Source organism: Streptomyces sp. NPDC051217, assembly GCF_044455465.1.
Lineage (GTDB): Bacteria > Actinomycetota > Actinomycetes > Streptomycetales > Streptomycetaceae > Streptomyces.
Genome location: NZ_JBITEV010000027.1, coordinates 18,663 through 45,652 on the forward strand (window position 1 = coordinate 18,663; position 26,990 = coordinate 45,652).

The 26,990-nt window shown below is 70.2% G+C and carries 22 protein-coding genes, 1 tRNA gene and 4 pseudogenes; 9 read left to right on the top strand and 18 right to left on the bottom strand.

Features of this window, described 5'->3' with window-relative positions; all coding sequences use genetic code 11:
- Nucleotides 1-3: 3 nt before the first annotated feature.
- A complete protein-coding gene (locus tag ACIBBB_RS35325; protein WP_398989424.1) occupies nt 4-2,415 on the bottom strand; it encodes a cache and HAMP domain-containing protein in 2,412 nt (803 codons plus the stop codon).
- Nucleotides 2,416-2,725: 310 nt separating this feature from the next.
- Nucleotides 2,726-4,027 (bottom strand): CapA family protein, encoded by a 1,302-nt coding sequence (locus tag ACIBBB_RS35330; protein WP_398989426.1) that lies wholly within the window; start codon nt 4,025-4,027, stop codon nt 2,726-2,728.
- Between the two features lie 20 nt (nt 4,028-4,047).
- Between ACIBBB_RS35330 and ACIBBB_RS35335 the strand changes: the two genes are divergently transcribed.
- Together ACIBBB_RS35335 and ACIBBB_RS35340 are read left to right on the top strand one after the other, a co-directional pair.
- Nucleotides 4,048-5,073, top strand: coding sequence for a hypothetical protein (locus ACIBBB_RS35335; protein ID WP_398989428.1), 1,026 nt, complete (start codon nt 4,048-4,050; stop codon nt 5,071-5,073).
- 5 nt (nt 5,074-5,078) lie between these two features.
- Nucleotides 5,079-5,456, top strand: coding sequence for a VOC family protein (locus ACIBBB_RS35340; protein WP_398989429.1), 378 nt, complete (start codon nt 5,079-5,081; stop codon nt 5,454-5,456).
- A gap of 64 nt (nt 5,457-5,520) precedes the next feature.
- On the opposite strand, the gene ACIBBB_RS35345 is transcribed toward ACIBBB_RS35340, so the two are convergent.
- Complete coding sequence (locus ACIBBB_RS35345) at nt 5,521-5,964, bottom strand: DUF397 domain-containing protein (protein ID WP_398989431.1); 444 nt, start codon at nt 5,962-5,964, stop codon at nt 5,521-5,523.
- 421 nt (nt 5,965-6,385) lie between these two features.
- On the opposite strand from ACIBBB_RS35345, the gene ACIBBB_RS35350 reads away from it, so the two are divergent.
- Nucleotides 6,386-7,594: an acyl-CoA dehydrogenase family protein gene (locus tag ACIBBB_RS35350; protein WP_398989433.1), complete on the top strand. Its 1,209-nt coding sequence runs from the start codon at nt 6,386-6,388 to the stop codon at nt 7,592-7,594.
- 57 nt (nt 7,595-7,651) lie between these two features.
- Here ACIBBB_RS35350 and ACIBBB_RS35355 read toward each other — a convergent pair whose 3' ends face one another.
- The 8 genes from ACIBBB_RS35355 to ACIBBB_RS35390 all read right to left on the bottom strand — a co-directional run bounded on the left by ACIBBB_RS35355 (nt 7,652) and on the right by ACIBBB_RS35390 (nt 15,457).
- Entirely contained in the window at nt 7,652-8,230 is a 579-nt protein-coding gene (locus ACIBBB_RS35355; protein WP_398989435.1) for a GAF domain-containing protein, read from the bottom strand.
- The gene (locus tag ACIBBB_RS35360; protein ID WP_189109795.1) at nt 8,227-8,877 is read right to left on the bottom strand and encodes an ATP/GTP-binding protein; all 651 of its coding nucleotides are present in this window, start codon (nt 8,875-8,877) and stop codon (nt 8,227-8,229) included. The genes ACIBBB_RS35355 and ACIBBB_RS35360 overlap by 4 nt, the downstream gene beginning before the upstream one ends.
- On the bottom strand, nt 8,867-9,241 hold the full coding sequence (locus ACIBBB_RS35365; protein ID WP_189109796.1) for a DUF742 domain-containing protein: 375 nt from the start codon (nt 9,239-9,241) through the stop codon (nt 8,867-8,869). The genes ACIBBB_RS35360 and ACIBBB_RS35365 overlap by 11 nt, the downstream gene beginning before the upstream one ends.
- Nucleotide 9,242: 1 nt before the next feature.
- Entirely contained in the window at nt 9,243-9,632 is a 390-nt protein-coding gene (locus ACIBBB_RS35370) for a roadblock/LC7 domain-containing protein (RefSeq protein WP_398989438.1), read from the bottom strand.
- A 91-nt stretch (nt 9,633-9,723) separates the two neighbouring features.
- Entirely contained in the window at nt 9,724-11,868 is a 2,145-nt protein-coding gene (locus tag ACIBBB_RS35375; protein WP_398989440.1) for an ATP-binding protein, read from the bottom strand.
- Between the two features lie 913 nt (nt 11,869-12,781).
- Nucleotides 12,782-14,446, bottom strand: coding sequence for a hypothetical protein (locus ACIBBB_RS35380; RefSeq protein WP_398989442.1), 1,665 nt, complete (start codon nt 14,444-14,446; stop codon nt 12,782-12,784).
- Nucleotides 14,447-14,706: 260 nt separating this feature from the next.
- Nucleotides 14,707-15,198: an MFS transporter gene (locus tag ACIBBB_RS35385; protein ID WP_398989444.1), complete on the bottom strand. Its 492-nt coding sequence runs from the start codon at nt 15,196-15,198 to the stop codon at nt 14,707-14,709.
- A 67-nt stretch (nt 15,199-15,265) separates the two neighbouring features.
- Nucleotides 15,266-15,457, bottom strand: a complete 192-nt coding sequence (locus ACIBBB_RS35390; protein ID WP_398989446.1) for a hypothetical protein — start codon at nt 15,455-15,457, stop codon at nt 15,266-15,268.
- 227 nt (nt 15,458-15,684) lie between these two features.
- Here ACIBBB_RS35390 and ACIBBB_RS35395 point away from each other — a divergent pair.
- Nucleotides 15,685-16,397, top strand: a pseudogene (locus ACIBBB_RS35395) (helix-turn-helix transcriptional regulator).
- Between the two features lie 77 nt (nt 16,398-16,474).
- On the opposite strand, the gene ACIBBB_RS35400 reads toward ACIBBB_RS35395, so the two are convergent.
- Nucleotides 16,475-17,758, bottom strand: a complete 1,284-nt coding sequence (locus tag ACIBBB_RS35400; protein WP_398989448.1) for a hypothetical protein — start codon at nt 17,756-17,758, stop codon at nt 16,475-16,477.
- A 251-nt stretch (nt 17,759-18,009) separates the two neighbouring features.
- On the opposite strand from ACIBBB_RS35400, the gene ACIBBB_RS35405 reads away from it, so the two are divergent.
- Both ACIBBB_RS35405 and ACIBBB_RS35410 read left to right on the top strand, forming a co-directional pair.
- Nucleotides 18,010-18,390 carry a hypothetical protein gene (locus ACIBBB_RS35405; protein WP_398989450.1) on the top strand — a complete coding sequence of 127 codons (381 nt, stop codon included), beginning with the start codon at nt 18,010-18,012 and terminating at the stop codon, nt 18,388-18,390.
- A gap of 73 nt (nt 18,391-18,463) precedes the next feature.
- Nucleotides 18,464-18,775: pseudogene (locus ACIBBB_RS35410) on the top strand (ATP-binding protein); the annotation flags it as partial.
- 127 nt (nt 18,776-18,902) lie between these two features.
- Here the strand turns inward: ACIBBB_RS35410 and ACIBBB_RS35415 are convergent.
- Nucleotides 18,903-19,033: pseudogene (locus ACIBBB_RS35415) on the bottom strand (NAD(P)/FAD-dependent oxidoreductase); the annotation flags it as partial.
- 115 nt (nt 19,034-19,148) lie between these two features.
- On the opposite strand from ACIBBB_RS35415, the pseudogene ACIBBB_RS35420 reads away from it, so the two are divergent.
- Nucleotides 19,149-19,447, top strand: a pseudogene (locus ACIBBB_RS35420) (helix-turn-helix domain-containing protein).
- A gap of 44 nt (nt 19,448-19,491) precedes the next feature.
- Here the strand turns inward: ACIBBB_RS35420 and ACIBBB_RS35425 are convergent.
- The 4 genes from ACIBBB_RS35425 to ACIBBB_RS35440 all read right to left on the bottom strand — a co-directional run bounded on the left by ACIBBB_RS35425 (nt 19,492) and on the right by ACIBBB_RS35440 (nt 22,802).
- Nucleotides 19,492-19,564, bottom strand: a tRNA-Arg gene (locus ACIBBB_RS35425).
- A gap of 394 nt (nt 19,565-19,958) precedes the next feature.
- Nucleotides 19,959-21,056: a CapA family protein gene (locus tag ACIBBB_RS35430; protein ID WP_398989474.1), complete on the bottom strand. Its 1,098-nt coding sequence runs from the start codon at nt 21,054-21,056 to the stop codon at nt 19,959-19,961.
- Nucleotides 21,057-21,160: 104 nt separating this feature from the next.
- Entirely contained in the window at nt 21,161-21,925 is a 765-nt protein-coding gene (locus ACIBBB_RS35435; protein ID WP_398989452.1) for a PP2C family protein-serine/threonine phosphatase, read from the bottom strand.
- Between the two features lie 70 nt (nt 21,926-21,995).
- On the bottom strand, nt 21,996-22,802 hold the full coding sequence (locus ACIBBB_RS35440) for an HAD-IIA family hydrolase (protein ID WP_398989454.1): 807 nt from the start codon (nt 22,800-22,802) through the stop codon (nt 21,996-21,998).
- Nucleotides 22,803-22,948: 146 nt separating this feature from the next.
- Here ACIBBB_RS35440 and ACIBBB_RS35445 point away from each other — a divergent pair, with 146 nt between their 5' ends.
- Both ACIBBB_RS35445 and ACIBBB_RS35450 read left to right on the top strand, forming a co-directional pair.
- Complete coding sequence (locus ACIBBB_RS35445) at nt 22,949-24,241, top strand: phosphoribosyltransferase family protein (RefSeq protein ID WP_398989456.1); 1,293 nt, start codon at nt 22,949-22,951, stop codon at nt 24,239-24,241.
- A 98-nt stretch (nt 24,242-24,339) separates the two neighbouring features.
- Nucleotides 24,340-24,678 (top strand): DoxX family protein, encoded by a 339-nt coding sequence (locus ACIBBB_RS35450; RefSeq protein ID WP_398989458.1) that lies wholly within the window; start codon nt 24,340-24,342, stop codon nt 24,676-24,678.
- 50 nt (nt 24,679-24,728) lie between these two features.
- On the opposite strand, the gene ACIBBB_RS35455 is transcribed toward ACIBBB_RS35450, so the two are convergent.
- Complete coding sequence (locus tag ACIBBB_RS35455) at nt 24,729-26,984, bottom strand: MMPL family transporter (RefSeq protein WP_398989460.1); 2,256 nt, start codon at nt 26,982-26,984, stop codon at nt 24,729-24,731.
- Nucleotides 26,985-26,990 lie beyond the last annotated feature (6 nt).

Sequence of the window (26,990 nt, forward strand, 5' to 3'; positions counted from 1 at the left end):
CGGTCAGTTCCTTCCGGCGGGTGCCTGCGCGGCGGCGGCGGGGGCCGTCGCCCCCGCGCCGTCCCGCTTGCGTTGTTCGAGCACCTGCTGGCGCAGCAGTTCCAGGGAGCGGGCGATGGCGCCGACCTCGTCGTGGTGGCGCGGGTAGAGCACGGTGCGGCGGTCGCCGCCCGCGAGCGACTCGGCCTGCTTGGCCACCTCGCGCAGCGGCCTGACGACAACGATGTGCAGCCAGCCCAGACACGCGGCCGCGGCGGTGATGCCGAGGAGGCCCGCCAGCACGGTGCGGTTCTGGAGGCTGTACTCGGGGATCGCCAGCCCGGCGGCCGGCTGCCAGCTCACCACGCTCCAGTTGAGCGACTTGGCGGCGCCGCCGCCGACGAACGGGGCCGCGCCGGCCACCTGCACGCCGCTGCCGTCGCGGTAGACGACGGCGCCCGCGCGGGCGCTGACACCTGTCTTCTGGCTGGTACCGGCGACCAGTTCGTCCAGGCGCGACGACGGCAGGTCCTCGAAGGCCAGATAGCCGGAGTTGCCGCCGAGTACGCGCCTTTCGGCGTCGACGACACGGATCTCGCCGAGGCCCGGCCGCTTGAGGAGCGAGTTGATGAAGTCGATGCGGAACTCGCCGACGACCGAACGGCCGTCACGTCCCGGCAGCTCGGCATAGCTCGCGATGACGGGTTCGGTGCCGGAGTCGTTCAGGACGGTGATCGGGTCGGCGAATGGCCTGCCGTCGTCGGCTGCGCCCTTCGCCGCGTCCTCGCCCGCGCCCGCGCCCGCGTCCTCGCCCGCGCCTTCGTCCTTCGGCTTGTCGGGCAGCCGGGGGGACTCGCCGGACCGCGCCACGATGGTGCCGTCGGCGTCGCGTACGTACAGCGAGCGGTAGCGCGAGTGGTCGGTACGGGTGCGCTCCAGGACCTTCGTCATGTCCTCGGGCGAGGTCCGCTCACCGAGCAGACCGGCGACGGACATCAGGTCGGCGTGACCCTCGTTGAGCGAGCGGCGCACCCGGTCGGAGAGGGTGTCGGTGCGCTCACGCTGGTCGTTGGTGACCTGTTCCGGTACGACGGCGGTGGCGTCGGCCCGGTTGAGCAGGAGCAGCATCGGGGCGGACCAGACGAGCAGCAGGATGCCGCAGACCGCGAGCAGGGCGCGGGCGCCGAACCGGCCCCGGCGGGGCCGTGCGGCGGGGCCGCCGGACGTACCGTCCGCTGCCTCGTCCGCGTCGGAGCGCTCCCCGAGCAGCTGGCGGCGCAGCCGCTCCAGCGCGTCGCCGATCCGGGCGGCCTCGCCGAAGCGGGGCGTGCGGACCGGCCGGGTCAGGTCGCCGCGGGTCAGCCGCCGGCTCTCCAGGAAGAGCCGCAGCAGCGGCCGTTGGACCGTGCCGAGCAGGACGCCTACGGCCAGCGCGCCGATCAGCAGCAGCGCGCCGGCGGCGAGCAGCCCGAACAGCGGGTCGGTCACCCGGGTCGGGTCCTCGGCCACGTCCACCATGGCGACGACGGTCAGTCCGAGCGAGGTGGCGACGGTGCCCTTGCCGGGCTCCGGGCCGGTGAGGGCCGCGTAACCGGCGATGGCGCGGTCGCCCTCGAAGAGATCGCCGCGCAGACTGCCGCTGACTCCGGTGTAGCCGCCCCCGCCGGGCTCGTTCACCTTGAGGGGGTGTTCCTTGGCCCGCTTGGCGGCGACATCGGCGAACGCCTTGAGCTGCTTCTCGGAGCGGGCGACGCCGGTGCGCTGGTCCTCGGTGAGGACCTGCTCGCTCTCCGGGATGCCGTCGCTGCTGAGGATGCGCCCGGTGCTGTCGATCACCGCGATGGAGCGGAACTTGCCGAGGCTTATACCGGGGAAGCGCAGGCTGCTGGAGGCGATGAGCAGTTGCTGGGGCTGTCCCTCCCAGGACAGCACCTGGAGGGAGAGCAGCCGGGTCTCGCCGTTGGCGAGGCGCACCATACGGGGGCTGAGCCCGCCCTTCTCGGAGAGCTTGGAGGTGTCGATCGCGGCCACGGGCACGTTCTCGCCGCGGGCCGCGAGCATCCGGCCGGAGGAGATCTCCACGACGGCGGTGCCGACCCACTTCTGGTAGACGCTGCCGATCTTGTCGACCACGGCGTCCGGCTGGGCGGGGTCACCCGCGTTGAACAGTCCGGCGGTTCTGGCCAGGTCCGCGGCGCTCTCGTCGATGGAGGCGCGCATCGCGACGGCGCCGTCCTCGGCGAAGTGCGCCTGCGAGGTCATGACGGCCTTCGGAACGGAGTCCTCGCTCGCGCGGCCGAAGCCGAGGGCCGTGATTCCCGCGAGGGAGAGCAGGAGCGCGGACAGGACCGCGATGGGCGGGCGAATACCGCCCAATAGGGACATGTCGGCCCGTCTGCGGACCTTGTGCCGTCGCTTCGCGGGCGAAGCGGCCATGAGCGTTCCCTTTCGGATTTTCGTGATCGGCGGGTGCGGTGCGTGCGTGCGGGCGCGCGGAGAACAGCCCCAGCCGGAAGAGTCCGACTCGCAAGCCTTGGGGATGGTTGCACGAAGAGTGACCGGTGTGACCTACGCGACGTTTGGACCGGGGGATTCCGCCTACGCGCGCGCAGGCATGATCCCAGGCATGATCCAGAAATTCGGATTCCCGGCTCTCCGCGTGTTCGGATGCTGGGCCCCGCGCGTGTCCGCGTTCTTACCTACCGAGGGGCGCTCGCTCAATTCTCGATGGCGGACAGTCCCCGGCTCAGTCCGGCAGCTCGTTCAGCGGCCGCAGGCCGTCCTTCGCCGCGCCCCGGTTGAGCATCGTGCCCCGGGTGCGTTCGAAGGCGAGCCGGTACTGGGCCCGCTCCTCGGCCGACAGATCCTTGTCCGCGCGCAGCGCCCCCGCGATGTCCAGCAGCCGGTGGTCCTTCGCCGCGCCCTTCACGGGGCCGGGGGACTGCTCGACGACCGCGCCGTCCGCGCCCGCGCCCGCCTCGCCTTCCGCCTCCGGCGGGATCGTGACGAAGGTCGGCGCGTAGCGCGCCTCCACGTCCCAGCCGCCGCCGGACTTCTTGTGGAACTCGAACCAGCCGATGGCGCCCTCCTCGGTCAGCCCCGACGGCACGTCGTGCCGGGCGAGCTGGTTCCCGAGGCCGTACGCGATCCAGGTGCCGTCCACCTTCTCCATCGGCTGCACCACATGCGCGTGGTGGCCGATGATCAGGTCGACCCCGGTCTCCTTCGCGATCCGCCGGCCAAGTTCGAGCTGCGTGGAGTGGGGGTCGGGATGGTGCTCCCGCCCCCAGTGGATGCTCAGGATCACCGCCTCGGCGCCCGCCTTGCGCGCGGCCTTCTCGGCGGCGGAGATCGCGTCGAGCGAGTTCTTGTTGGTGAGCCAGGGCTTGTCCGCCGGTACCTGACGGCCGTTGAACCCGAAGGCGTACGAAAGCTGCGCCACGCGCACGCCCTTGACGTCCATGATCAGCGGCTTCGCCGCCTCGGCGGCACTGCGCGCGGAACCGGTGTGCTTGAGCCCGGCCGCGTCCAGCGCGTCCAGGGTGCGCTTCACACCGCCCGGACCGTCGTCCAGTGTGTGGTTGGAGGCGGTCGAACAGGTGTCGTACCCGGTGTCCTTGATCGCGGTGGTGATCTGCGGCGGGATGAGGAAGTCGGGGAAGCCGCGGAAGGGGCCCTTCGGCCCGGCGACCACCGGCTCGAAGTGGCAGATGGCCAGATCCGCCTTGCTGATGACGGGCTTCACCCCGGCCATGATCTTGTGGAAGTCGGGGTCCGGGACGTCCGCGCCGACCTTCTTGCCGACCGGCTCGGGGACTTCGGTGACACCGGCGTCCCGGTACGCCTGCTGGGTCAGCTGCGGGTGGATCAGGATGTCGCCGGCCGCGGCGACGGTGAACGTCGGATCGCCCTTCGGTCCTGCGGCGTCGCCCTCACCGCCGACGAGGGAGCAGCCGGCCGCCGTCGTCGCGAGGAGCGCGAAAGTCAGCGCGACGGTGCTCCTCGGGAGGCGGACGCGTATGAAGGACGTGTTTCTTTGTGGTGTCACCCTGATATTTTCACTCGACAATGAGCCCCGTTCCGACCAAAAAGACAACGGTACCGGCAAACCTGCCGCGCACCGCCGTACTTCTGGCACTCCTGGTGGCAGCGGTCGCGGTGGTCGTCCCGGCTCTCGACAGCGCCCGCACCGACTCCCCGTCCCCCGGTCCGGGCCCCGCAGGGGGCCCCTCGTCCGGCCTGGAACGCCGGCTCTCCGCGTACGCCACGGAGGTCGTCGCCGACTCCCGCTTCCGTCCTCCGGACCGCGCCGAACGCGAGGCCCTGGCCGAGGGTGTGGCCCTCTATGTCGACGGCGAGCACGAGAAGGGCGAGCGCAGGCTGGCCGAGGTGGACTTCGGCGTACGGATCGTGCGGGACACGCCGCGCGACGGGGACGGTCCCGGCCGCAGATACGCGGAGATCGCCGACCGGACGCAGGAGACCCGGCGCGGCTGGGGACGGGTCTACATCGACCTGGACACCGCGCCGCGCTACAGCGTCCAGGTCCCGCACCCGGTCGCCGACGCGTACACCGACCGGCTCGGCGCGGGCGTACTGCGCGGCGCGCCCGGCGGGATCCTGGTCATCGCGGGCGCCCACCGCCGGGCGGGCGAGGGCGACGCGGCCGATGTCGCCCACCGGCGGGACACGGTCTTCCACGCGGTCGCCGCCGCACTCGTGGACCGGTCGATCCCCGGCATCCAGGTCCACGGCTACGCGGACAGCACCGTCCCCGGCCGCGATCTCGTCGTCTCCACCGGCGCGGGCGACCGGGCGCGCTCCCAGGCGCGCACGCTCGCGAGCGCGTTGGACGACGACGGGTTCCAGGTCTGCCGCGCCTGGGAGGAGAAGTGCCCGCTCGAAGGCCGGAACAACAAGCAGGGCAGGCTCGCCGCCGACGAGGGGGTGCCCTTCCTGCACGTCGAGGTGAACCGCACGGTGCGGGGGGACGCGGCGCGCACCGACCGGGCGGTCGCGGCGATGGCGGCGGCGGTCCGGGAGTGGGGCGCCGGAAACTCACCTGCGGACGACCCGCCCGCCGGTGCACAGTGACGGCCATGACTTCTCGCGTACGACATGTGACGGTCGACAGCACGGACGCCTACCGCCTCGGCACCTTCTGGGCCGAAGTACTCGGCACCACGGTGGCCGCCGACGACAAGCCGGGTGACGACGAGGTGCTGGTGGCCGCGGACGGCATCACGCTGCTGTTCGTCGAAGTCCCGGAACCCAGAACGGCGAAGAACCGCATCCACGTCGACCTCGAACCCCAGGACCACACCCGCGAGGAGGAGGTCGACCGCCTCCTGTCCCTGGGCGCCACCCTGGTCGCGGACCACCGGCGCCCGGACGGCCTCGGCTGGGCGACGCTGGCGGACATCGAGGGCAACGAGTTCTGCGTGGAGCGCAGCAGAGGCGAACGGGCGGCGTCGTAGGACGCTCACCCGCCGGCGCGGAGCTTCGCCCTGTAGTACGTCTCGGCCGCGTCGGCGAACTTGTTCACGAAGTACGCGTTGATGCCCGCACCGGCGAGCACGCCCCAGCAGCGGCACCGCGCCGGTCACCGCCTTCGAGCCGAGCAGCACCGAGAACTTCACCGCGGCCTTCTGCGCGATCTTCTGGATGAACGGCTTGATCAGTACAACTCGCCGCCGACGAGGGCTCCGACGAAGGCGATCCAAGCGCTGCCGGTGAGGACGAAGGCGGGTCCGTGGGGTTTTTGGAGTCGCGTACGGCCATGACACCGCCGGGGAGCCGGGCGCCTCCGACGCAGTCGCCGCCCTGGTTGTTGCTGTAGCTCGACTTGAACCAGTCGGCGCTGGACAGGGCGTCAGCCGTGGTGGCGGGATATCTTCGACGGCACGGGTTCCGGACGCACGAGGGGGCCGACGGGCACCATGTGTACGGGGAACGCGACGGGCAGACGGTCTCCGTGCGTCTCACCGAGGACGATCTGATCGCGTCGGTGTCTCATAGTGCCCGTACGGGACCGGAGAGTGCCCGTGGCATGCCCGAATAGCCCGCAAACGTCTCTTGGCGCGTTTCATACCGTCGAACGTGATCGTTCACGGGCCGCGCGGGGGTCGTTTGCGGTTCGGATCGTGTCGTACGCGGGATCGGCCAAAACGTGAGAAAGGCCGGATTGGCACAGAGTCAGGCGGACACGGGGTGTAGTCATCGCAGCAAACGACCCACAAACGACCCCTGTGCGGTGCTGCAACGAGAGCGGGAAATCGTCACTGTGTAGGAGCGCCTGCCGCCGGTAGGGCGAGTTCCGGTTCCGCTGACCGATCTGAGAGCACCGATCAGTTCTAACCATGTTGACAGTTGACAGATGTCTCATTCGAGAGGGCTGTACAGGCGCATGAGTGGCTATTTCACCACGGAATTCCATGAACGTCTCAGGGCGCAGGTCCGCGCGTTCGCCGAGGCCGAAGTCCGCCCGCGAATACCCGAGATGGAAGCGTCCAAGGCCGTCCAGCACGAGCTGTCCCAGCTCATCGCCTGGCAGGGCTGGCTGGGCGTCACCATCGATCCCATGTACGGCGGCATGGGAGCCGGTCATGTCGCGAAGACCATCATCATCGAGGAGCTGGCCCGGGTCAGCGGTGCCATGGGTGCCATGGTGCAGGCCTCGCAGCTCGGTGTCGCGAAGATCATCCACTTCGGCAACGACAACCAGAAGAAGACCTGGCTCCCGGAGATCGCGGCCGGCGCCTGTCTGCCGACCATCGCCGTGACCGAGTCCGGCTCGGGCGGCCATGTCCTGGGCATGGAGGCCACCGCCCACCGCGACGGTGACGACTACGTGCTCAACGGCGCCAAGGTGTTCGTCGGCAATTCGCACGTCGGCGATCTGCACGGTGTCGTGGTGCGCACCGGACCGGGCAGCAAGGGCCTCTCCGCCTTCCTGGTGGAGTCCGACCGCCCCGGCTTCTCGCTGGCCCCGCACCGGCCCGCCATGGGCCTGCACGGCTTCTCCTTCGGGGAGCTGATCTTCAACAACTGCCGGGTCCCCGCGGCCAATCTGCTGGGCAACGAGGGCGACGGGCTGCCCGTCGCGTACTCCTCCAGCATCCTCTACGGCCGGGCCAACCTCACCGCCGTCGCGCTGGGCATCCACCGGGCCATCCTGGAGGAGACGATCGCGTTCGCGAGCTCACGCCAGCGTTACGGCGCGCCCCTCGCCGAACTCCCCACGATCAAGCAGAAGCTGGGGAAGATGCAGTCGGCGCTCATGACGGCCCGGCTGACGGCGTATCACGCGGTGCATCTGCTGGACCAAGGGCTCCCGTGCGACGCCGAGTTGATGAACGCCAAACTCATCAACGTCGAGTCGGCGATGGACTCCGCCCGTACCGCCATGGAGATCCACGCGGGCATCGGCCTCTCCGCCGACCTGCCCATCGAGCGCTACACGCGCGACGCGTTCCACATCTTCGCACCGGCCGGCACGTCCGACATCCAGCTCCAGCGGCTGGCCGAGACGGCGCTGGGCACCTCGAAGGGCGACTGGTCACGACGACTGGCCGCCCACGCCGGAGCGGGGGCGGGGGCGGCGGTCGCCGTCTGAGCGTCCGAACCTCTGAACGCCCGAAGTTGTACGTCGAAGTGCCGTGGGGCCCGCTCTTTAGCGCGGGCCTCCACCGGTGCGCTGGTAGATGAGGCGCATCAGTTCGTCGCGGCTCTCCTTGATGAGCTGGAGCGTGTCGCGGCCCGTCTCCTTGCCGCGCGGGTCCGTACCCACGAAGCAGACCGTGCCCAGCACCGTGTCCGTGCGCTCGTCGATGAGCGGAGCGCCCGCGTACGTACGGATACCGATCAGGTCCACCACCTCGTTCGAGGCGAACCGCGGGTACGCGTACACGTCCGGAAGCACCAGCGCCTTGCGGCGGTTGAGGACGTCCGGGCAGTACCCGTGGTCACGGGACATGATCCGGCTCACCTCGGGCGCGGCTCCCGCGCCCGCCTCGCCCGACGGACCCGCCGTCGCGGACGGCGTGTGCAGACCGGCGAAGAACTGGTGGCCGGTGATGAAGTTGACCATCGCGTACGGTGCGCCCGCCGCCTGCGCGAGCTGCGTCGCGAACGCGTCGAACTGCGCGTCGGGCATGTCACCCAGACCCAGCTCACGCAGCCGGGCCTCCCGCTGCGCCAATTCCACGTCCGGCGCGGGGAGATGCAGTCCTGCTTCGGTGTCGTACGTCATGAGGTGGCTCCCAGGTCACTGGAGTGCTGAAGGGGGGGTGCGGCGGGCGGGGCCTGGACGGCCCGCTCCCGCGCGCGGCGGAGCGAGACCGCGTGCGCGTACGAGACGAGTGAGACCAGTACGTGCTTGGCCGACGCCGGGTCGCGTGCGTCGCAGAGCAACACCGGTACGTCAGCCTTGAGTTCGAGCGCCTCGCGGACCTCTTCCGAGCTGTAGCGGTAGGCGTCGTCGGCGTCGAACTCGTTGACGGCCACGACGAAGGGCACGTCGCGGCTCTCGAAGTACTCGACGGCGGCGAAACAGTCCAGCAGCCGGCGGGTGTCGGCCAGGACGACGGCCCCGATGGCACCCAGCGACAGATCGTCCCAGGTGAACCAGAACCGCTGCTGCCCCGGAGTGCCGAACAGCAGCAGCACCATGTTCTGCTTCTGGAGGGTGATACGGCCGAAGTCCAGGGCGACCGTGGTGGTCGACTTGTTCTCGATGCCCTCCAGCCGGTCGGTGCCCGTCCCGCTGCTCGCCGAGGTCAGCGTCTCCTCGGTCGACAGCGGCTTGATCTCGCTGACCGAGCCGATCATGGTGGTCTTGCCGACGCCGAAGCCGCCGCCGACCACGATTTTCAAGGCGATGGGATCGTCAGACGACATAGGTTCGTAGCCCCTCAAGCACTGCCTCCAGCAGATTCGGATCTTTCGGGTCGGCCGTTCTCGTGGGCATCGCCATGATCAGTGCCCCCGCGTCCAGCAGGTCGGAGAGCAGGATCTTGGCCACCTGGACCGGCTGGCCCAGGGTGGCGGCGACCTCGGCGACCGACCGTGCCTCGCCGCGGCAGAGCGCGAGACAGTGGGCCGCCTCCGGGCTGAGGTAGCCCTCCGGCGCCGTGGCGCGTGCCTTGAGGAGCGACGACAGACTCATCTCGTTCGTGGGCCGCGTTCGCCCACCCGTCAGGGCGTACGGACGGACCTCGTGCTCGTCGTCGTCGACCCAGGGGGTACCGTCTAAAGCCGCCATGTCAGTGCACCCGGTCGTCGACGGAGGGCTGCCGGAGCCGCGGCGGTGTACTCAGGTGTTCGGGCACGCTCTTGACCAGCTGCCCCATCTCGAAACCGACGGCGCCGAGGTCGGCGCTGTCGGAAGCCAGTACACCCAGTACCGCCCCGGGGCCGGCCATGGACACGAAGAGCAGCCCGTTGTCGTGTTCGACCACCACCTGCCTGACCCTGCCGTCGGCGGGACCCTTGATGTCACGGACGCCGCCGGCAAGGGAGCACAGCGCGGTGCTGATCGCGCTCAGCTTGTCCGCCGAGTCGATGCTCAGACCGTACGAGTGCTTGCGCACTCCGTCACTGGAAGCCAGGACGGCGCCCTCCGTACCGGGGACGCGCCTGATGAAATCAGCCATCAACCAGTCCAGATCGGGCTGCTGGGCCGAAAAAACTTCGTTTGGCAAGAGAGTGACTCCGTAAGTGGTTGGGCGACCGCCGAAGGCAGCGTCAGCTCGTCTGGTCGGGGGGCCCCTGAGGGCCGTCTTCCGAACTGGCGAGCCTGATACCTGAGGCGAAACGAGCCATCAGATCCGGATTCGGTGCGACGACCTCTCGGTCGGCGTCGGCGAGCCGCGGGAACTCAGGTCCGCGGTACGTCTCGCTCCGCCGGGGCAAGGTGGGCCGACGGCCGGGGGGAGTGTTGGCGTCGCTGGGGGGTGAGGCCTGGGTGGATCGGGGGACCTCGGGGGTTGTGACGTCGGCAGAGCCGGTGGTGGAGCGGCCGGCACTGGATTGGCCGGAGTTGGGGTGGGCGGTGGCGGTGGGCCGGCCGCCGCCGGTGTGTCCGGAGCCCTGGTGGTTTCCGGTGCCGTACGGGGATTCCGCGTGGGCGCCGCCCAGGCCGCCCGGGGTGTGGGCACCCCCGTGGCCGCCGGTGTGGACGCCGTTGCTCTGGCCGTTGCTCGCGCTGTACGCGGCGGGTTTCCGCTGGGGGAGCGGGACTTCGCCGGTGGAGCCGGGTCCGCCCGGGGCCGTCGCCGTCGCGGCAGCCGCGGCGGCCGCGTGGGCCGAGGGAGAGCCGATGCGGCGTACGGACGACGGCGTCTCGCCGTGCGTGCCGCGACCGCCGCGCGAGCTGCGGGCACCCGCCTCGGCGGGCAGCGGGCTGCGATGGTCGGACGAACCGTACGACGGCTGGGGGGCCTGGTACGGCGAGTCGTGCGGCGCCGGCTGGGAGGTGTGCGCGGGCATCTGCGGCGACGCCGGCTGCGCGGCGGACTGCGGGTGCGACCAGGCGGCGCCCGACGACGGCTCGTGCGACGGCTCCGTACGCTGCGTGTGCTCGGCGGTCCCCGGCCGGTGCTGCTCCTGCTCCGGCGCCTGACGCTGCACGGGCGGCGGGGGAGCCGCGTCGAGCAGCGCGCTCGGCAGTACGACGACGGCCTGGGTGCCGCCGTAGATGTTGCGGCGCAGCGCGACCTCGATGTCGTGCCTGCGCGCGATCTGGGCGACCACGAACAGCCCGATCCGGCCATCTTCCAACTGCTCGCGGATGTCGAACTGGTCCGGCCTGGTGAGCAACCGGTTCATCCGGTCCAGCTTCTCGGGCGCCATCGGCAGCCCGCGGTCGTCGATCTCGATCGCGAGGCCGGCCGGGACGCGCTCGGCGCGCAGCGTCACCTGGGTCTCCGGGGCGGAGAACCGGGCGGCGTTCTCGACGAGTTCGGCCAGCAGATGGATGACCTCGGCCGCGGCGTAGCCGGGCAGCGTGCCCTCGGGTGGCTGGATCACACGTACCCGGGCGTACTGCTCGATCTCGGCGACACCCTGGCGCAGCACGGTCGGCAGCGGGACGGGCTTGTTGATACGGCGGGGGACCGCACCACCCATCACGGCCAGGCTCTCCACCTGGCGGCGGAACTGGGTGACCAGGTGGTCGACGCCGAAGAGACCGCCGAGCAGGTCCGGGTCCTCGACCTCGCTCTCCAGATCGTCCAGCCGGGCCAGCGCGCGGTTGACCAGCGCGTGCAGCCGCTGGGCGATGTTGACGAACACGTCCACCTGCTGGCGTGCGCCGGCCTCGGCGACGGCGGCCAGCGCCTGGTGCTGCGCGAGACGCAGAGCCTGTTCGAGATCGGCGAACGGGTTGCCCTGGCTGACGGCGTGGGGCATCGCCTCGGGCAGGTGGGGCCGCTCGCCACGGCTGATCTGCTCCAGCAGTTGGGCGACGTTCTTCTGCCCCTCGGCCGTGACGGCCTCGAAGCGCTCGACCCACTGGCGGGCGGAGGTGGCGTTGGTGACCCGCTGCTCGTGCACGGCGGCAGAGACGGCTGCGGCCTTACGGGTGGCGGCGACCATCGTGCCCACGCCGATGACGGCGGCGGCGCCGACAGCGGACCAGGTCGCCACGGCGTCTCCGACGAAGTGCCAGGTGGACCAGGTGCCGGCGGCCAGCACCGACACCGTGGCCACGGGTGTTACGACGAGAAGACGGATCCGCGAACGGAGGCCCTTCTCGGTGGCCAGATTGCGATTGGCCTTGGCGGGGGCCTGGGCGGTGTTCCCGGTGTTCCCGGTGTTCCGAGCGGAACGTCCGCGCCGCCGACCGCTACGACGGTCGGCGGGGGCGGTGTGCGGGGAGAGTTCAGGCATAAATGTCCTCGGTACGACGGGGACCGGCGGATGAAGGTGGAGGGGCCGCCGCGCTTCCGCGCCGGCTTGGGGCTCCGGGCGCGTGTGCCGGACGTCGCCGGCCGGGCGGGACTTCGAAGACGCCCCCTGGCTCACTGTCCCGTCCGCCGTCCTCGGGAGCTGCGGCGTCAGCCGGCCGGTACATCCGGGCCGGCGATGCGAGCCTGAGGGAGCGGACCATGGGGATAAGGAGCCTTCACAGACGGGCAGTTGGACGGGACAGGCACATGCCAGCGTCATTAAGAGCCATAACAAGCTTGGTGCGTCCGCGCGTTCGCCGCCACGGGCGGAAGGGATCGTTCAGCGGTCGCTTCATCCCAGGGGCTTCACAATGTGAAGCAGGCAAAAGCGGCTATTGGCTCGAACGCAAAGACGCCGTCGGCAGGGCACAACGACGATGCGACCGCCAAACGATCGATATCGCGGGACGCGTCGATCACTATGGGGGCCGCAATTGGGCGGGGCTTGAGGTGGACTTGAGGAAGAACCTCTCAAACCGCGCATCGCAATCCTCCACTCAACTCTGCCCAACGGCAAGGCACTTCAACCATGCGCGACCTCCACAACACGGAGAATTGGTGATTCCCGCCGGGTGAATCGGTCAGTGGCGCTTGATTTGTGGGGGGTTGGGTGTGATGCGGGTCACTGGTGGGATGGCTCGCGGCCGGTGGTGGCCGGGCGCGGGCCGGTGGTGAGCGGGTTGCCGGCCGGCTGCGAGCCGGGCATGAACCGGCCCCGAACCCGGGGCGAACGCAAGGCGAACCCGAGGCGAGCCGGTCGCGGGCCCGACGCGAGCCACCTCGCGGGCCCGACGCGGGCCCGACGCGGGCCGGTCACCGCCGGCCCGCGAGCCCGCGCCCGCCCCCCCGGCTGCCTACTCCGGGTCGAGTTCGCCCACGAAGCGCAGGACCTCGTCCAGCTGGTCCATGCTCAGCAGCCGGCTGCGCGGCCGGAGCATGCCGGAACTCCCGTACGCGCCCAGCTCCTGGCAACGCCGCAGCAGCCAGGGCCAGTCGACCGACAAATAGTCTGCCAGGGCCCGCAGTCGGTGCGCGGAGGTGGGTCCCTCGATCACGCTGTGTGCGCGGGCATGGTCGATCGCCTGGGTGTACGTACGGACCTGGGACCGCTGATCCGTAATGCCGACACGCCAAATCCCGTCCGAACGCAGCCAGTTGGCCACTATCACCCGGTCGTCGGGTGCCAGGACGAACTCGTCGATCTGTGAGTACTCCTCCTCGGTGCAGACCCACACGGCCAGTCCGTGCATCTCCATCAGCGCGACGGTGAGAAACAGCAGGATTCGCTCGTACGGCTCGCTTTCCTTGACGGACTTCTCCGGAATGCAGAAAGCGTGCCCAGGCGGTTCGGACGTGTCGGCGCGCCGGGCCGTCGCACGGGCGAGGTGCTCGTGCTTGTGCCGGAAGAACAGCCACGCCGCGCCCTCCTCGCCTGTCTGCTCACGCGTCCAGAAGAAAGACGGTTCGGTCACGTCGCCGAGATGGCGCTCGATGTGCAGCGCACAGAAGTACGAGCCCAGCCAGGCGGCTCCCACCCGGGACAGCTCGGGCACGGCCGAACGCGCCACGGCCGAGCGGGGCATCGCTAAATGGCTCTCCAGCTCCCGCCGTTCACTGTCGAGAATGTGGTCGTCCGCGAGGAGGCTGTCCTCCAGATTGAGCATCGCCCACAGGATGCCGAAGGTCAGATCGTCCAGCCGGTACGGCTTCGGTATCGGCAGCGTGCCGCGTGGATCGGCGTCCAACTGGTAGCGCGCGCGGGCGGAATCGAGCACGAACAGCCCCTCGCCGCCACTGCCTCCGAGGGAGGCGATCAGCAGGGCCCGACGCGCGGGCTGAACGAACGCGCGTAGATGCGGATTCTCCTCGACCGCGATCGATACCACGTCGTCCTGCGACGTCGCCTCGTACATCTGGGCGGGCACCGCCGTACCGTCGAAGATCCGCAGACCGTCCAGATACCAGAGTCCGCCGGTGCCGGCCGCCGCCTCCGAGGGGGAGAGCGAGGAGCTGGACCACAGGGCGTCCATCGAGCGGGCGGTGGCGAGCGACGATCCGTGCGGCAGCCGGGCGGGGACCACCTCGCGGCTGGGCACGCGCTGGAGCAGCAGGTCCACCTCGACGCCGAGCATGTACGCGAGGACGGTCGCCGCGTCGCCCTGGGGGGACTGCGTACCGGCCAGCCATCGCTTGAAGGTGATCCGGGAGACGGAGACGTTACCGACGCGGCTGTTGCCGTACTCCTTGGCGGCGCGGCGGGCGGCGAGGCTGAACTGCACGTCGAAGACGGCGAACTTGGCCCAGTTGAGCCGTTCGAGCAGCACCCGCAGGAGGGTCGGCGGGCGCTGCTCGGTGTGGCCGGGGGACCGGTCGGCGGGTCGGCCGACCGGCGGCTCGACCTGCTGCGCGACCGGTCGTGCGACTGCTGTCCCAGCCCCTGTCCCAGCCTCTGCCTCGGCTGCTGACTCGGCTGCTGACTCGACCTCGTACTCGTCGTACTCATTCTCGTCAGGGGTCACTGGCTGAGCCCCCCTCGGGCAACCGGAGCGGTGCGGTCAGATAGTCGAAGCGGAAATGCCATCCAGCTGACTCATCCTCACGGTCTCGTACGCACGGTCTCGAATGCCAAATCTGGCGTCACAGCAGACACATGATCACTCCGAGCCCGCGCCGCTGTCCAGCAGAACCCTGGGCAGAGCATCGACGGGTAGTCAACACCCCTCACTAATAGCGCTGTTGGGAGCAACGCGTTCCGTGTGCGCCCCGGCCCGCCGCGGCCTCAGGATTCCGCTTCAGGCCCTTCCGCGTGAACTGGGCCAGAAGTCAGCACCCCGAAGACCAGGATGACCATCAGACCCGGCCGGAGCATGGACAGTTCCGTGCCCGGCGAGATCGCCGCCGTGACGACGGCCAGGCCGAACGCGCCGCCGACCTGGAGCGAGCCGTTGAGCATTCCCGCGGCCGGCCCCTGCTCCTCGTCGGGCACCCCGCTGGTCCCCGCGACCATCAGCGTCGCGATGCTCAGCGCGAAACCCACACCCCAGAGCAGGGAAGCGGGCAGCAGCACCGTCCACAGATCCGGCTCCGGACCGATGCGCAGCATCGGCAAGTAACACGGCAGGAAGGCGACGATCCCCACAATCAGCACCTTGTGCACACCGAACCTGCCCATCAGCACGTCGAGTTTGGGCCCGATGACGACCACCAGGGGCCCGGCCGACAGCAGTACGAGCGCCATCTGCCACGGCCGCCGGCCCTCCAGATCCTGCAAGTACAGGCCATGACGAACTGGAACCCCATGGCGCCGCCGTACAGCAGCGCGATGCTGATGTTGGCCGTCACCAGATTCCGGTTACGGAAATCCCCAGCCGGATCAGCGGTTCGCGCAGGGTCCGCTCGATGATGAGGAACCCGGCCAGCAGGAGGACAGACAGGGCGAAACCGCCGACGGTCCGCCACGACGACCAGCCGACCTCCGCCGTGGAGACCACGGTGAAGACGAGGAGCGGCGTGCCGGCGTTGGTGTTCACTCGTGGCCGATTTGTCTGACATGAAATGTGTCCCCTGACAGTGGATGTGTGGATGACTCGCGTCGGATGCGGCGAGCCTCACGGCGGGGACGGGGCCGGCCAGGTCTCCGCTGTTCCCGCTACCGCCAGGGACGGTCACGACTCACGCCGTGGGCGTACCGTCGGGACCATGACCGCTCCGAGGACCTACGTCGGCGAGGGCCGGGGTCTTCGACCCCCGGGCCGAGATCGGCGCGTTCCCGCGCACCCGCCGCACGGCTGAGCCCGGGGGACGCGGGCCCCCCGGCGTACGGTCGCCACCGCAGGGTCCCGGGCCTGCGACGCGAGGAGTTGGCGCAGCTCGCGGGAGTGTCGGTCGCGTATCTCACCCGCCTCGAACAGGGCAGGGGCCACAACATGTCGGCGGAGGTCCTGGGCGCGCTCTCCCGCGCGCTACGGCTGACGGACGCGGAGCACGATCACCTCACCCGGCTGGTCAAGTGCCCCCGTACGAACAGGCACACCTCCCCGCTGCCGCCGGAGCGGGAGCGGGTGCGCCCGGCGCCGCGCGAGATGCTGACGTCACTGGACGGCGTACCGGCCTACGTCACGGGCCGACGCCCGGACCTCCGGCCTGGAACCGCACGGCGACGGCCGCCCGGACGACCCTCGGCCGCGGTCACTGGTGGACGAACTCACCTCCACGAGCCCCGACTTCCGCCGCCTCTGGTCCCACCACGACATCAAGGAACACCACCACGGCACGACCACCCTCCACCACCCCCTGGTGGGCGCCCTGACGCTCTCGTTCGAAACGCTCCAACTCCCGGACGGCTCGGACCAGACCCTCACGATCCACCACGCCCAACGCCCGTACCCGGAGTGGGAGAACCTCCGCCTCCTCACGAGCTGGGGCACGAGCACGGCGGCCCTCGCGCCCATGGGACGGAAGGGCACTTGACCAGGCGTCTCGCCGGCCCGCCAGGCACTAACGTGCGGCATTCCCTCTGAAGGAGTTCGCCCGGTTCGGCGTGGACGTCAACGGCTCGCCCTCACGACCTCCGACGTCGCCGCGCGGAACGAGTCGGTCGCCTCGAAGTGCGCCCGGTAGTAACCGTGCCGCGCACCGGCGACATCGGCCGAGAAAGCGTGGCCGCTACCGGACCAGTTGGCCTCCGTCGTGACCAGGTCCGTCCACTGCTCGCCGTTCCGCGAGTACTGGATGTGCACCGGGATGGTGGCGGGCGTCCAGCTGTCGGGGAAGTCCATCGCACCCTCGACGCGCACGCCACGGTCCTGCGTACGGGTGGCCGAGAACGAGGTGAAGACAGAGGCACGCAGCACGGCGATCGTGTCACTGTTCACGGAGGCGGAGGCGATGAACGGGTCGTCGCTGTGCGAAGCCACACGGAACGTGCCGGTTTCCCACGGGGCGTGGGTGAAGGCGACCTTGCCGTCCTGGCCCGTCGTGAAGTAGCCCACGCTTGCCGACTGACCGCCTCCGGAGGGCTCGAAGAGCACCCCGCCGCTCTGCCCCTCGAAGGGCACCCACCCCTGCGGGGTTTCGCGCTCCAGCGTCGCCGTGAGGGCGACCTCTTCGCCGAAGTCGATTGTCCGGGCATGCGCCGGGGCCTGGACGGTCCAGCGCGTGGCTATCTGCCGGACGCCGATCTGCGTCGGCGTGGACTCGCCGGACAGGACGTACCGATGGTCGTTGCTGTGCCGGTAGACGGCCTGGACCGGCACCGCGTCGTTCACCGTAACCGTGCCGGAGAAGCGCCCGTTGGCGTCGGTGCGGACGGTGTTCTCCGTCCAGTGGTCCACATCGAGGTCCACCGGGTGGTCCGCCAGGGCTTTCAGCTCGCGGGTCGCCGGCCATCGTCCCTTCAGGATGCCGTCGACACGCACCTCACGGTGGTCGTTGTCGACCTCCGTACGGTCGGTGCGCACGTCTTCGAGCACCGCTGCGACGTAATAGGCGAGCGAGCCCGCCGAGTTGTCGGTGGTGCGGTCCCCGTCGGCGCCCGTGGCCTCGACGCGGACGGTGTAGCTGCCGAGGTCGAACGTCTTTTCTATCGCATGGCTGTGACATCGGTCCCGTGAGTTCTCCGCGTGGGGCTCAAATCTGCACTGGCTGAGCGCTCGACCCAGCACCCGGACCGGGTTCTGGAGCGGATCGCCCCAGTCGCCCGAGGGGAGACGTGATGATTCCGGATCGTGCGTCGTGACAGTCACCTCGGTCCGGCGCTCGCCGAACACCACGACCGTGGAGGCGCCCGCGCCCGCGTCGCGTCCGCGGTTCGACGAGAGAGCCTGCGCCAAGTGCAGGGGTGTGACCGCCAAGCCGACGGAGTCGGCGCGGATAGAACGGAACGCGTGTACCGAATTGCCTGGTCCGGATGCAGTCGGCGCGTATACGTAACCCCATTCCAACTCGCCACCAGTCATCCCAGATTGACCAGAAAATGGGCTATTCGGATGGGTGTGCTGGTTCTATCTTCGACGAAGCGCCGGACGCACCGGCGTAGTTGGTAGGGGGAAGCATGCTTATTCGTTCACGCACTGTCCGTCTGGTGGCTGTCGCTGCCTTAGCGGCCGGCGGACTGACGGCCGCGACCGCGTCCACGGCCGCTGCCGGGCCTCTCACAGCCCAGTCCTGCTACGGCAGCGCGAAGTCCTACTCCAAGTCGGCGGGACAACGGTGGTTCCCGAACAACGGGTCCTCCAAGCTCCTCACGACGGGGAACTGCAACGACATCAACATCAAGCCCAACACGACGACCACGATCGCGGTCTGCTTCTATCCGTCCTCCGGCGGCGTGTCCTGCCAGGGTTCCTTCAAGACCGCCCCCGCGGGTCAGTGGACCGTGGTCGCCACCGATGTCCGGGACGGCACCAGCTTCGTCTTCGACTTCGGTCACACCTCGGCGAACACCGGGCTCTGGGCCGGCTGAACATCCGCCGTGGGTACGACAGCGAGCCCGGACCGCGTCGCCGGTCCGGGCTCGCCCGCTCTTCGGGTCCGGGCTGCTCCCCGACCAGAACCTCCCCGCCGCCCCCGCCATCGGCGGTTACTGGACCCGTACCAACGATGTGGAGAACGACGTCGTGGGAGCGGACCGCGCGCCGATCGCCAAGGAGCTGTTGTTCGTCGGATCGGTGAAGTGGCTGGAGAACTCCCCGTTCGACCGGCACGACCTCGCAGCACTGCACCGGCACCGCGCCGCGCTCACGCCCGATCCCGTGCCGGTGATCGCTCTCTCGCGCAGCGGGACCGACTGCGCGGGGCTCGACGCTGCGTACGGCCCGGCGGAACTCCTCGCGGCGTGGTCCTCCTGAGCGCGCCGGGACGCATGTTGGTGCCGGGGCGTACGGCCTGCCGACCGAACTCGGGTCGGCCGAGCCTCTGGCTCCGATACGCGATCTTGCCTTGCGAAGTCCACCTGGGCGCAACAGAGAAGCAGAGGCGCACCAGGATGCAGGTCGACTGCGCGGGCCACCCCGCCGTCGAGCGGCGCACGATATTCGGCACGGTCGGACCGCCGGCTGTACCCGGGCCGCGCCGCCCTCGACCAGGTCCACCGCGACCTTGACGCCGTGCCGATGCCCTCGACGGGGACGTCCTTCCGCTCACGCAAACGGCCCCGGACGAGGAGTCCGAGGCCGAGCACGGCCATGCCCAGTACACGTACGAACGGCGCAGGGAGAGCTGATGAACCACAGCGCGTGGAGGACGCGCCGGACCCGGCAACTCGCGGGGGAGGCGGTGGAGTACGACCAGGAGTACGTCGACGCCCGCCTGGCCGGCGACCTCGGCCAGGCGGTCTACGACCGTCGCAGCTGGCGGAGCGGGCCGGGATGACGCAGCCCCAGGTCTCCCGGATGGAGGGCGGCGAGACCGTGCCGACTCTTCCGCTGCTGCGGCGCTTGGCCGAGGCCCTGGACGGCACTCCCCACCTGACCATCGACGAAGGCGACTCGCACGTCACCTTCACCCCATACGCCGCCTGAGTCGCCGAAGGGCACCTACGAGAGTCCGTAGGTGCCCTTTTCTGTGCCCCCGGCAGGATTCGAACCTGCGACACCCGCTTTAGGAGAGCGGTGCTCTATCCCCTGAGCTACGGAGGCGGGGCTTGCGCGAAACCTTGCGCGGAACTTGATGAACAGACCGCGTCCAGGTCTCCCAGTCAAGTGGCGAGCGTCTGGATCAGGCCGCGGCGGTGTGCTGATGTGGGGTTCTCATACGACACAGCACAGCGCCCGCCCGGGCGCTCGATCCACATCGTAGCGGATCGGGTCCCGGGGCGGGTGCGGAGGAGGTCGGTCGTGGTCGGGGGTCAGCCTGCGGGCTGGAGGAGGGTGCCGCTGTGGTGCAGGGCGCGGCTGGTCGGGTTCTGCGCCAGGACGAAGCCGAGGGTGAGCAATTGCCGGGCTTCGACTCGTAGGAATCAGCCGACCGTTCCACAGCTCTTCCCGCACCCGCCGCCACACCGCCCGGGCAGGGCCTTGGTGAGCTGGTCCGTCAGGCCGCCCGGAGCGTCAAGGCGCCCTCGGGGTCCGGCCCGGCGCACGGGCGGAAACCCTCGGAGAGCCGGTCGAGGAGGGATCGCAGCCACCGGCAGTCGTCGGACGAGGCGTGGCACAGGCGCATGCGCCGGGCCCGCAGCGGAGTGATGCGCAGGTCGGTGAGCTTGCCCGTGCCGGGCTCGAGCGAAGCGAGGTAGAGGAGCCGCAGGTCGTCGCGGTACTGCTCGTAGCCGGTGATTCCCTCGTAGTCGTTGATGAAGTCGCCGCAGCCGTACAGGACGAGTTTGCCCCGGTACACCTCCAGGGGACGGGGGTGGTGCGAGGAGTGGCCATGCACGACGTCCGCTCCGGCGTCGATCAGGGCGTGGGCGGAGTCGACTTGGTCCCGGGATATGCGATAGCCCCAGTTGGAGCCCCAGTGGACCGAGATCACCGCGATGTCGCCGGGACGCTTCATCCGCCGTATGCGGTCGGCCACTTCGGCCGCGGCGGCGTCCGAAGGACCGGCCACGAAGCCGACTCCGCCGCGCGACCCGGTCGCGGCCCAGGAATGCGGGACACCGCTGGACGGCATGCCGAAGGAGAAGACCAGGAGCCGTCGGCCCCCGTCGAGGAGGACGATCGCCGGGCGGCTCGCCCCGGCGGCGTCCAGGCCCGCGCCGGCCGTCCGCAAGCCCGCGCCGGCCAACGAGTCGAGTGTCTCCGCGAGGCCACGGCGGCCGAAGTCCAGGACGTGGTTGTTGGCAAGTACGCAGACGTCGGGGCGGGCGGTCGCCAGACAGGGGAGGTTGGCGGGGTGCATCCGGTAGTGGATCTCCTTGCCGGGGGCGAACGAGTCGCCGCGCGTGACGCTGGTCTCCAGATTGATCACGCGGGCGTCGGGCGCGGCCGCTTCGAGGACCTCCAGTGCGTCCCCCCAGGGCCAGGAGAAGTCGACCGGACGCGGGATGGGGCCGTTCGCCGCCTCCGCCAGAGCGACGTACTTCCGGGCGTCCCGTACGTACCTCTCGCGGAGTTCCGGGTTACCGGGGTGCGGGAGGATCTGGTCCACGCCGCGGCCGAGCATGACGTCGCCGGAGACGAACAGCGTGATCAAGCCGGTCCTCCGTTCTGTCGTGTGCCTCGTGTGCGTCGTGTCTTTGAGGTGTCTGCCGTGTCGGTGTATCTGGAATGTCTGACGTGGCGCCGTGGCGTCGGCTATTCGAGGAGGGCGATCAGCGCGAGCGTGATGTTGTCGGGGCCGCCTGCCTCGATGGCGGACCTCCACAGTTCGAAGACCGCCCGGCCGTCGTCGTGGGTCCGCAGCAGGTCGTCGAGCCTGTCCTCGGGCACGGGGTCGGTCAGTCCGTCGGTACACACCAAGTAGCGCTCCCCCGCGGTGAGCGGCGCCGTGCTGACGTGCGGCGTGATCGGGCTGAACCGCGGGGCGCCGCCGAGCGCCTGCGTGATGATCGACGTGGTGCGCCGGCCCGGTGCCAAGGGCGGGCTGTCGTCGACACTCACCCGGTGGAGGGGTGTTCCTCCGCCCTCGCCGGGCCCGTTCGGACTCACGTCGAGCACTCTGCTGTCGCCGATGTTGAACACCAGCACTTCCTTCGCGAGGACCACGGCACCCGCGACCGTCGTGCCCATGGTTGCCAGCTCCGGATCACGGTCGGCAGCCGCGTACACGGCGTGATTGCAGACGTCCAGGGCGTCGCGCACGGCCTGCTCGCTGTCCAGCGTCGGCCCGAGCGACGCGAGGTGCCGGACGACGAGGCCGCTGGCCACCTCACCCGCCGGCTGGCCACCGATGCCGTCGGCGACCGCGACGACGAGCGGGCTGCCGAGCGGGAACCCCAGTGTCCGCGTCGTCTCGGTCATGGTTCCGCACAGCGTCCACGGTCCGACGACCAGACTGTCCTCGTTGCGATCGCGTACGAGTCCTGGATGGCTCAGGGCACTGACGGTTATGTGCGGCATTTCGGTCCGGCCTCTCCGCGACGGCAGGCGAGTTCCGCACCACCATTGTCGCGCCGAGAGCCGCCCCGGCTCAATCGGCGCCCGTGGCCAGGCGTTCCAGGAGGGCGGGCAGCGCGGCGAAGGAGTCGATGACGTGGTCCGGTGTGCCCGTGGCCGCCTGGTGGGTCTCGGGCAGGTACTTGCCGGTCTTGACGAGGACGCCGGTGATCCCGCCGCGCTGGGCGGCGAGTACGTCGGACTCGATGTCGTCCCCGACCATGACCGCCGTCGACGGCTCGGCGCCGAGGTGGGCGAGCGCGGCGGCGAAGAACGCCTCGGCCGGTTTGCCGGTGATCTCCGCATCGACCCGGGCGGCCCGCTCCAGGCCCAGGAGAAAGGCTCCGCTGTCGAGGCTGAGGCCGTCGGCGGTGCGCCAGAAGAGGTTGCGGTGCATCGCCACGAGGCGGACTCCGCGCTGCAGGTGGCGGAAGACGCGGTTGAGGGCCGTGTAGCCGAACTCGTCGCCGGCCCCTCCGACGACGATCACGTCCACGTCGGCGTCCGGATCCGTGTCGTCGACGAGCGTCACGCCCGACAGATCGTCCCGGATGTCACCGGCGTTGAGCAGCAGACAGCGAGCGCGCGGACAGTGCTCGCGCAGATACGCGGCGGTGACGGCCGGCGCGGTGAGGATGTCGTCGACGGTGACGGGGAACCCCGCCCCGGCCAGGCGCTCGGCGATCGAGGCGCGAGTCCGCGAGGTCGTGTTGGTGACCAGGGCGAAGGGGCGCCCCGAGGCGCGCAGCCGCTCCATGGCCGTGACAGTGCCGGGCAGCGGCTCCCAGGAGACCGTGAGCACTCCGTCGATGTCGATCAGGACCGCGCCGCCTCGTTCCATACGATCGACGGTAGCCACCCTCGTACGGCATCGCAGCGTGTACGGAGCCCGCGGCGCATCCGCCCCGAGTTGCGGAATGCCGTGAACAGGGCTACTCCGAAAGTACGGACATGCCCTGCCGTCTCCCCTGAGAGGGGACGAAAACTGTGTTGTTCACCGACCGTGTGGACGCCGGACGACGTCTCGCCGGAGCAGTGGAGCACCTGCGAGAGGAGAGGCCGGTCGTCCTCGGCCTCCCCCGGGGCGGCGTGCCGGTGGCCTACGAGGTGGCGCGGGCGCTCCGCGCCCCGCTCGATGTGGTCGTGGTGCGCAAGCTGGGGGTCCCTCACCACCCTGAGCTGGGGTTCGGCGCGATCGGGGAGGGCGGCGTACGGGTCATGAGTGATGACATCGTGCGCCGCAGCGGGGCCCGGCAGGCGGAGCTCACGGCGGTCGAGCACGCGGAGGAACAGCAGCTGCTGCGCCGGGCACGGCGCTACCGCGAAGGGCGGCCCCGGGTGACCGTCGACGGCCGGACGGTGATCGTGGTGGACGACGGGGTCGCGACCGGTGCCACGGCGGCCGCCGCGTGCCAGGTCGTACGGGCGCAGGGCGCGGCCCACGTGGTGCTCGCCGTGCCGGTGGCGCCGCCGGACGTGGTCCACCGGTTGCGCGGGGCGGTGGAGGACGTGGTGTGCCTGTCCAGGCCCGACCTGTTCAGCGCCGTCGGCGAGTGGTACCGGGACTTCTCGCAGACCACGGACGAGGAAGTGATCACGTGCCTGACCCAAGCGGCGGCGGCCCGGTCCGCACCAGCCACCGCCGAGGTCGAGGTGGACGCGGACGGCGTCCGGCTGGCGGGAGACCTCGCGTTGCCGGCGGGCGCGACAGCGGTGGTGATGTTCGCCCACGGCTCCGGCAGCAGCCGGCACAGCCCGCGCAACCGGTCGGTGGCGGCGGCCCTGCGCGACGCGGGCCTGGGCACGCTGCTCTTCGACCTGCTCACGCCGGCCGAGGAGGCCGACCGGGCGAACGTCTTCGCCATCGACACTCTGGCCCGGAGGCTGTCGGGCGCCACCCGCTGGCTCCGGGAGCGCGAGTCCGTACCGATCGGCTACTTCGGAGCGAGCACCGGGGCCGCCGCCGCGCTCCGGGCAGCCGCGGATGACGACGCGTCCGTCGGCGCCGTGGTGTCGCGGGGCGGGCGGCCCGATCTCGCCGCGCCCCGCCTCGGCGACGTACGGGCACCGACCCTGCTGATCGTCGGCGGGCACGACACGTTGGTGCTCGACCTCAACCGCGCCGCCCAGACAGAGCTGCGCTGCGAGAACCGCCTTGAAATCGTCCCGGGGGCCACGCACCTCTTCGAGGAATCCGGAGCACTCGACCAGGTCGCCGACCTCGCACGGGCGTGGTTCATCCGGCACCTGACGGCAGGCGGCGCGCCGCCTGCCAGCTGAGCGGCAGTGGGTCGCTCGATCAGGCGGTGGCGGTGGGTGGGGAGAACCCTTGCGGGGGGCTGGGCGTTGGGGTCGTTGTGAGGAGCGTTCCTGAGCCCGTGTGGCCCGTCGTCGTGCTGGCGGTGATCCAGTTCGGGGACGGGGTTCTCTGTGTCGGGCCCGTTCGGTTCGTGCGGGAGTGCTTCGAGGGCGTGGGCTTTCCGAGGCGGTGGTGGTGGGTCACTCCGCCCGTCAAGTTCGCCGCCGCCGCCGGGCTGGTCGCCGGGATCTGGGTGCCCGTGCTGGGGGCCGTCACCGTGTGGGCGCTGGTGGGCTATTTCGTCGTGGCCATCTCCACGCACGTTCGTGCGCGGGACTTCGGGCGGAATCTGTTCCTCAACGCCGTCGGCATGCTCGTCGTCTGTGTCCTGGTGGGGTTGTACAGCTTTGTGTTGTAAGCGTGGCCTCCGGTGCCGGACACGTCGTCCGGCACCGGAGGCCACGGACCTCAGTGCACGCTTTCCCGCGTCGCCTCTCCCTCCGGGGCCTTCGCCGGTGCGTCCGGTGCGCCCGGTGCCTCGCGTAGGCCGAACCTGCGGTGGAAGCGGGCCAGCGGGCCCGGTGCCCACCAGTTCGCGCGGCCCGCCAGGCGCATGAAGGCCGGGACCAGGGCGCCCCGTACCAGCGTCGCGTCCATCAGGACCGCGATGGCCAGGCCCAGGCCGATGGCCTTCAGATACGAGATCCCCGACAGGACGAAGCCCAGCCACACGATGGCGATCAGCCCCGCCGCGGCCGTCACCATCGCGCCGGTGCGCTCCAGGCCGCGGGCCACGGCGAGTTGGTTGTCCCCCGAGCGGTCCCACTCCTCCTTGATCCGGGAGAGCAGGAAGACCTCGTAGTCCATCGACATGCCGAACGCGATGCAGAACAGCAGGACGGGCACGGTCCAGGTGATGGTGTCGGTGACCACGAAGTCGCCGACGACGCCCTCCAGATGACCGTCCTGGAAGCCCCACACCAGCACACCGAACGTGGCGCTGAGGCTGAGGCAGTTGAGGACCAGCGCCTTCAGCGGCAGCACCAGCGAGCCGGTGAAGAGGAACAGCAGGATGAACGTCGTGACACCGATGATCGCGAGGGCCGTCGGCAGTTCGTCGTACATGGAGTCCAGCGAGTCCACCAGTTCCGCCGCCGGGCCGCCGACCTGGACGTCGTACGGTGCCTCCGACGCCCGGATGTCCTTGACGAGCTGTTCGCCCTCCTCGCTCAGCGACTCGCTCTCCGGGATCACCGAGAGATACGTGCTGCTGTCCGCGCTGAACCGGTCCGAGCCCGGCCCCGGCGGGGCGACCTGCTCGCCGGCCGCGAAGGAACCGGCCTCGCTGTCGACCCGCGCCACATTGCCGAGCGTGGACAGCTGTTGTACGTACGTCTCCACCGAACGCTCCCCGGTCGGCGGGGTGTCGCTCAGCACCACGTTCAGCGCCTGCGACTCCTGGGCGCCGAAGTCCTCCCGCAGGATGTCGCTGATCTGCCGCGACTGGGTGTCGGCCGGCAAGACGCGGTCGTCGGCGAGGCTCATGTGCAGGGACAGGAACGGCGAGCCGAGGAAGAGCAGCAGCCCGATCACGGCGACCGCGACCGGCACCGGGAAGCGCATCACGGTCGTCGCGAGGCGGTACCAGAAGCGCTCGGACTCCGGCTTCGGCGGCTTCTCCGCCTTACCGCGGCCGAGAACGCGGATGCGGCCCTTGTCGATCCGCGGGCCGAGCGCCTTCAGCAGGGCGGGCAGGAAGGTGATGGAGACGATCGCCGCCAGCAGGGCGGTCGGAATGCCCGCGTACGCGAACGACCGCAGGAAGTAGAACGGGAAGACCAGCAGACCCGCGAGCGCGAGCGCCACCGTCACCGCCGAGAACAGGACGGTACGGCCGGCGGTGCGCAGCGCGGTCGCGATCGCCTCGTCCGTGCCGGCCCCGCCGTGCAACTCCTCGCGATACCGCTTGAGGAGGATGAGGCCGTAGTCGATCGCCAGGCCGAGCCCGAGTCCGGTCGCCACGTTGGTCGCCAGAACGGATACATCGGTGAACAGCGTAAGGATACGGAGCGTCAGCAGGACGGACACGATGGTCAGTCCGGCGACCATCAGCGGCACCAGCGCCGCCACGACACCGCGGAAGACGAACAGCATCACGACCATCAGGACGGGGAAGGTGACCATCTCGATCAGGAGCAGGTCGTCCTGGGTGGTGTCCGTGATCTCCTTGTTGGCGACCGCGGCGCCGCCCACGCGCGTGTCCAGGCCCTCGGCCGTGCCGTCGTACTCCGGCTGGATCCGCTCCAGCGTCTTCTGCACCTGGTCCTCGTCGCCGGTGATCCGTACGAGGACCAGCGCGCTGTCGCCGCCCTCGCCGCGCAGTGCCGGGGCCTTGCCCAACGTCCAGTAGGACAGGGCCTGTTCGACCCCCTCCTCTTCGCCGATGCGCTCGGTCAGCCGCTCACCGGCCGCGCCGACCGCCGGATCGTCGACGCCGCGGGTGTCCGAGACCAGCAGGGTCAGATTCGGGGCGCCCGAACCGAATCGGGTGTCCAGGACCTCGGCCGTCTTCGCGGATTCGGTGGAACTGTCGGTGAATCCACCGGCGGAGAGAGTCGAAATCACGCCACCACCCAGCGCCCCGGCAAGCACCAGGAGCACACCGGAGAGATAGAGGACCAGCTTGCTGCGCTGCGTGGTGAATCTGGCCAGTGAGGCGAACATTCGGCA

Excerpts from the sequence above, each read along its gene's own strand:
- ACIBBB_RS35325 (WP_398989424.1), bottom strand. The coding sequence starts at position 2,415 with ATGGCCGCTTCGCCCGCGAAGCGACGGCACAAGGTCCGCAGACGGGCC.
- ACIBBB_RS35370 (WP_398989438.1), bottom strand. The coding sequence starts at position 9,632 with ATGGCTGATTTCATCAGGCGCGTCCCCGGTACGGAGGGCGCCGTCCTG.
- ACIBBB_RS35375 (WP_398989440.1), bottom strand. The coding sequence starts at position 11,868 with ATGCCTGAACTCTCCCCGCACACCGCCCCCGCCGACCGTCGTAGCGGT.
- ACIBBB_RS35350 (WP_398989433.1), top strand. The coding sequence starts at position 6,386 with ATGAGTGGCTATTTCACCACGGAATTCCATGAACGTCTCAGGGCGCAG.
- ACIBBB_RS35455 (WP_398989460.1), bottom strand. The coding sequence starts at position 26,984 with ATGTTCGCCTCACTGGCCAGATTCACCACGCAGCGCAGCAAGCTGGTC.
- ACIBBB_RS35355 (WP_398989435.1), bottom strand. The coding sequence starts at position 8,230 with ATGACGTACGACACCGAAGCAGGACTGCATCTCCCCGCGCCGGACGTG.
- ACIBBB_RS35365 (WP_189109796.1), bottom strand. The coding sequence starts at position 9,241 with ATGGCGGCTTTAGACGGTACCCCCTGGGTCGACGACGACGAGCACGAG.
- ACIBBB_RS35335 (WP_398989428.1), top strand. The coding sequence starts at position 4,048 with ATGAGCCCCGTTCCGACCAAAAAGACAACGGTACCGGCAAACCTGCCG.
- ACIBBB_RS35360 (WP_189109795.1), bottom strand. The coding sequence starts at position 8,877 with ATGTCGTCTGACGATCCCATCGCCTTGAAAATCGTGGTCGGCGGCGGC.
- ACIBBB_RS35440 (WP_398989454.1), bottom strand. The coding sequence starts at position 22,802 with ATGGAACGAGGCGGCGCGGTCCTGATCGACATCGACGGAGTGCTCACG.
- ACIBBB_RS35435 (WP_398989452.1), bottom strand. The coding sequence starts at position 21,925 with ATGCCGCACATAACCGTCAGTGCCCTGAGCCATCCAGGACTCGTACGC.
- ACIBBB_RS35340 (WP_398989429.1), top strand. The coding sequence starts at position 5,079 with ATGACTTCTCGCGTACGACATGTGACGGTCGACAGCACGGACGCCTAC.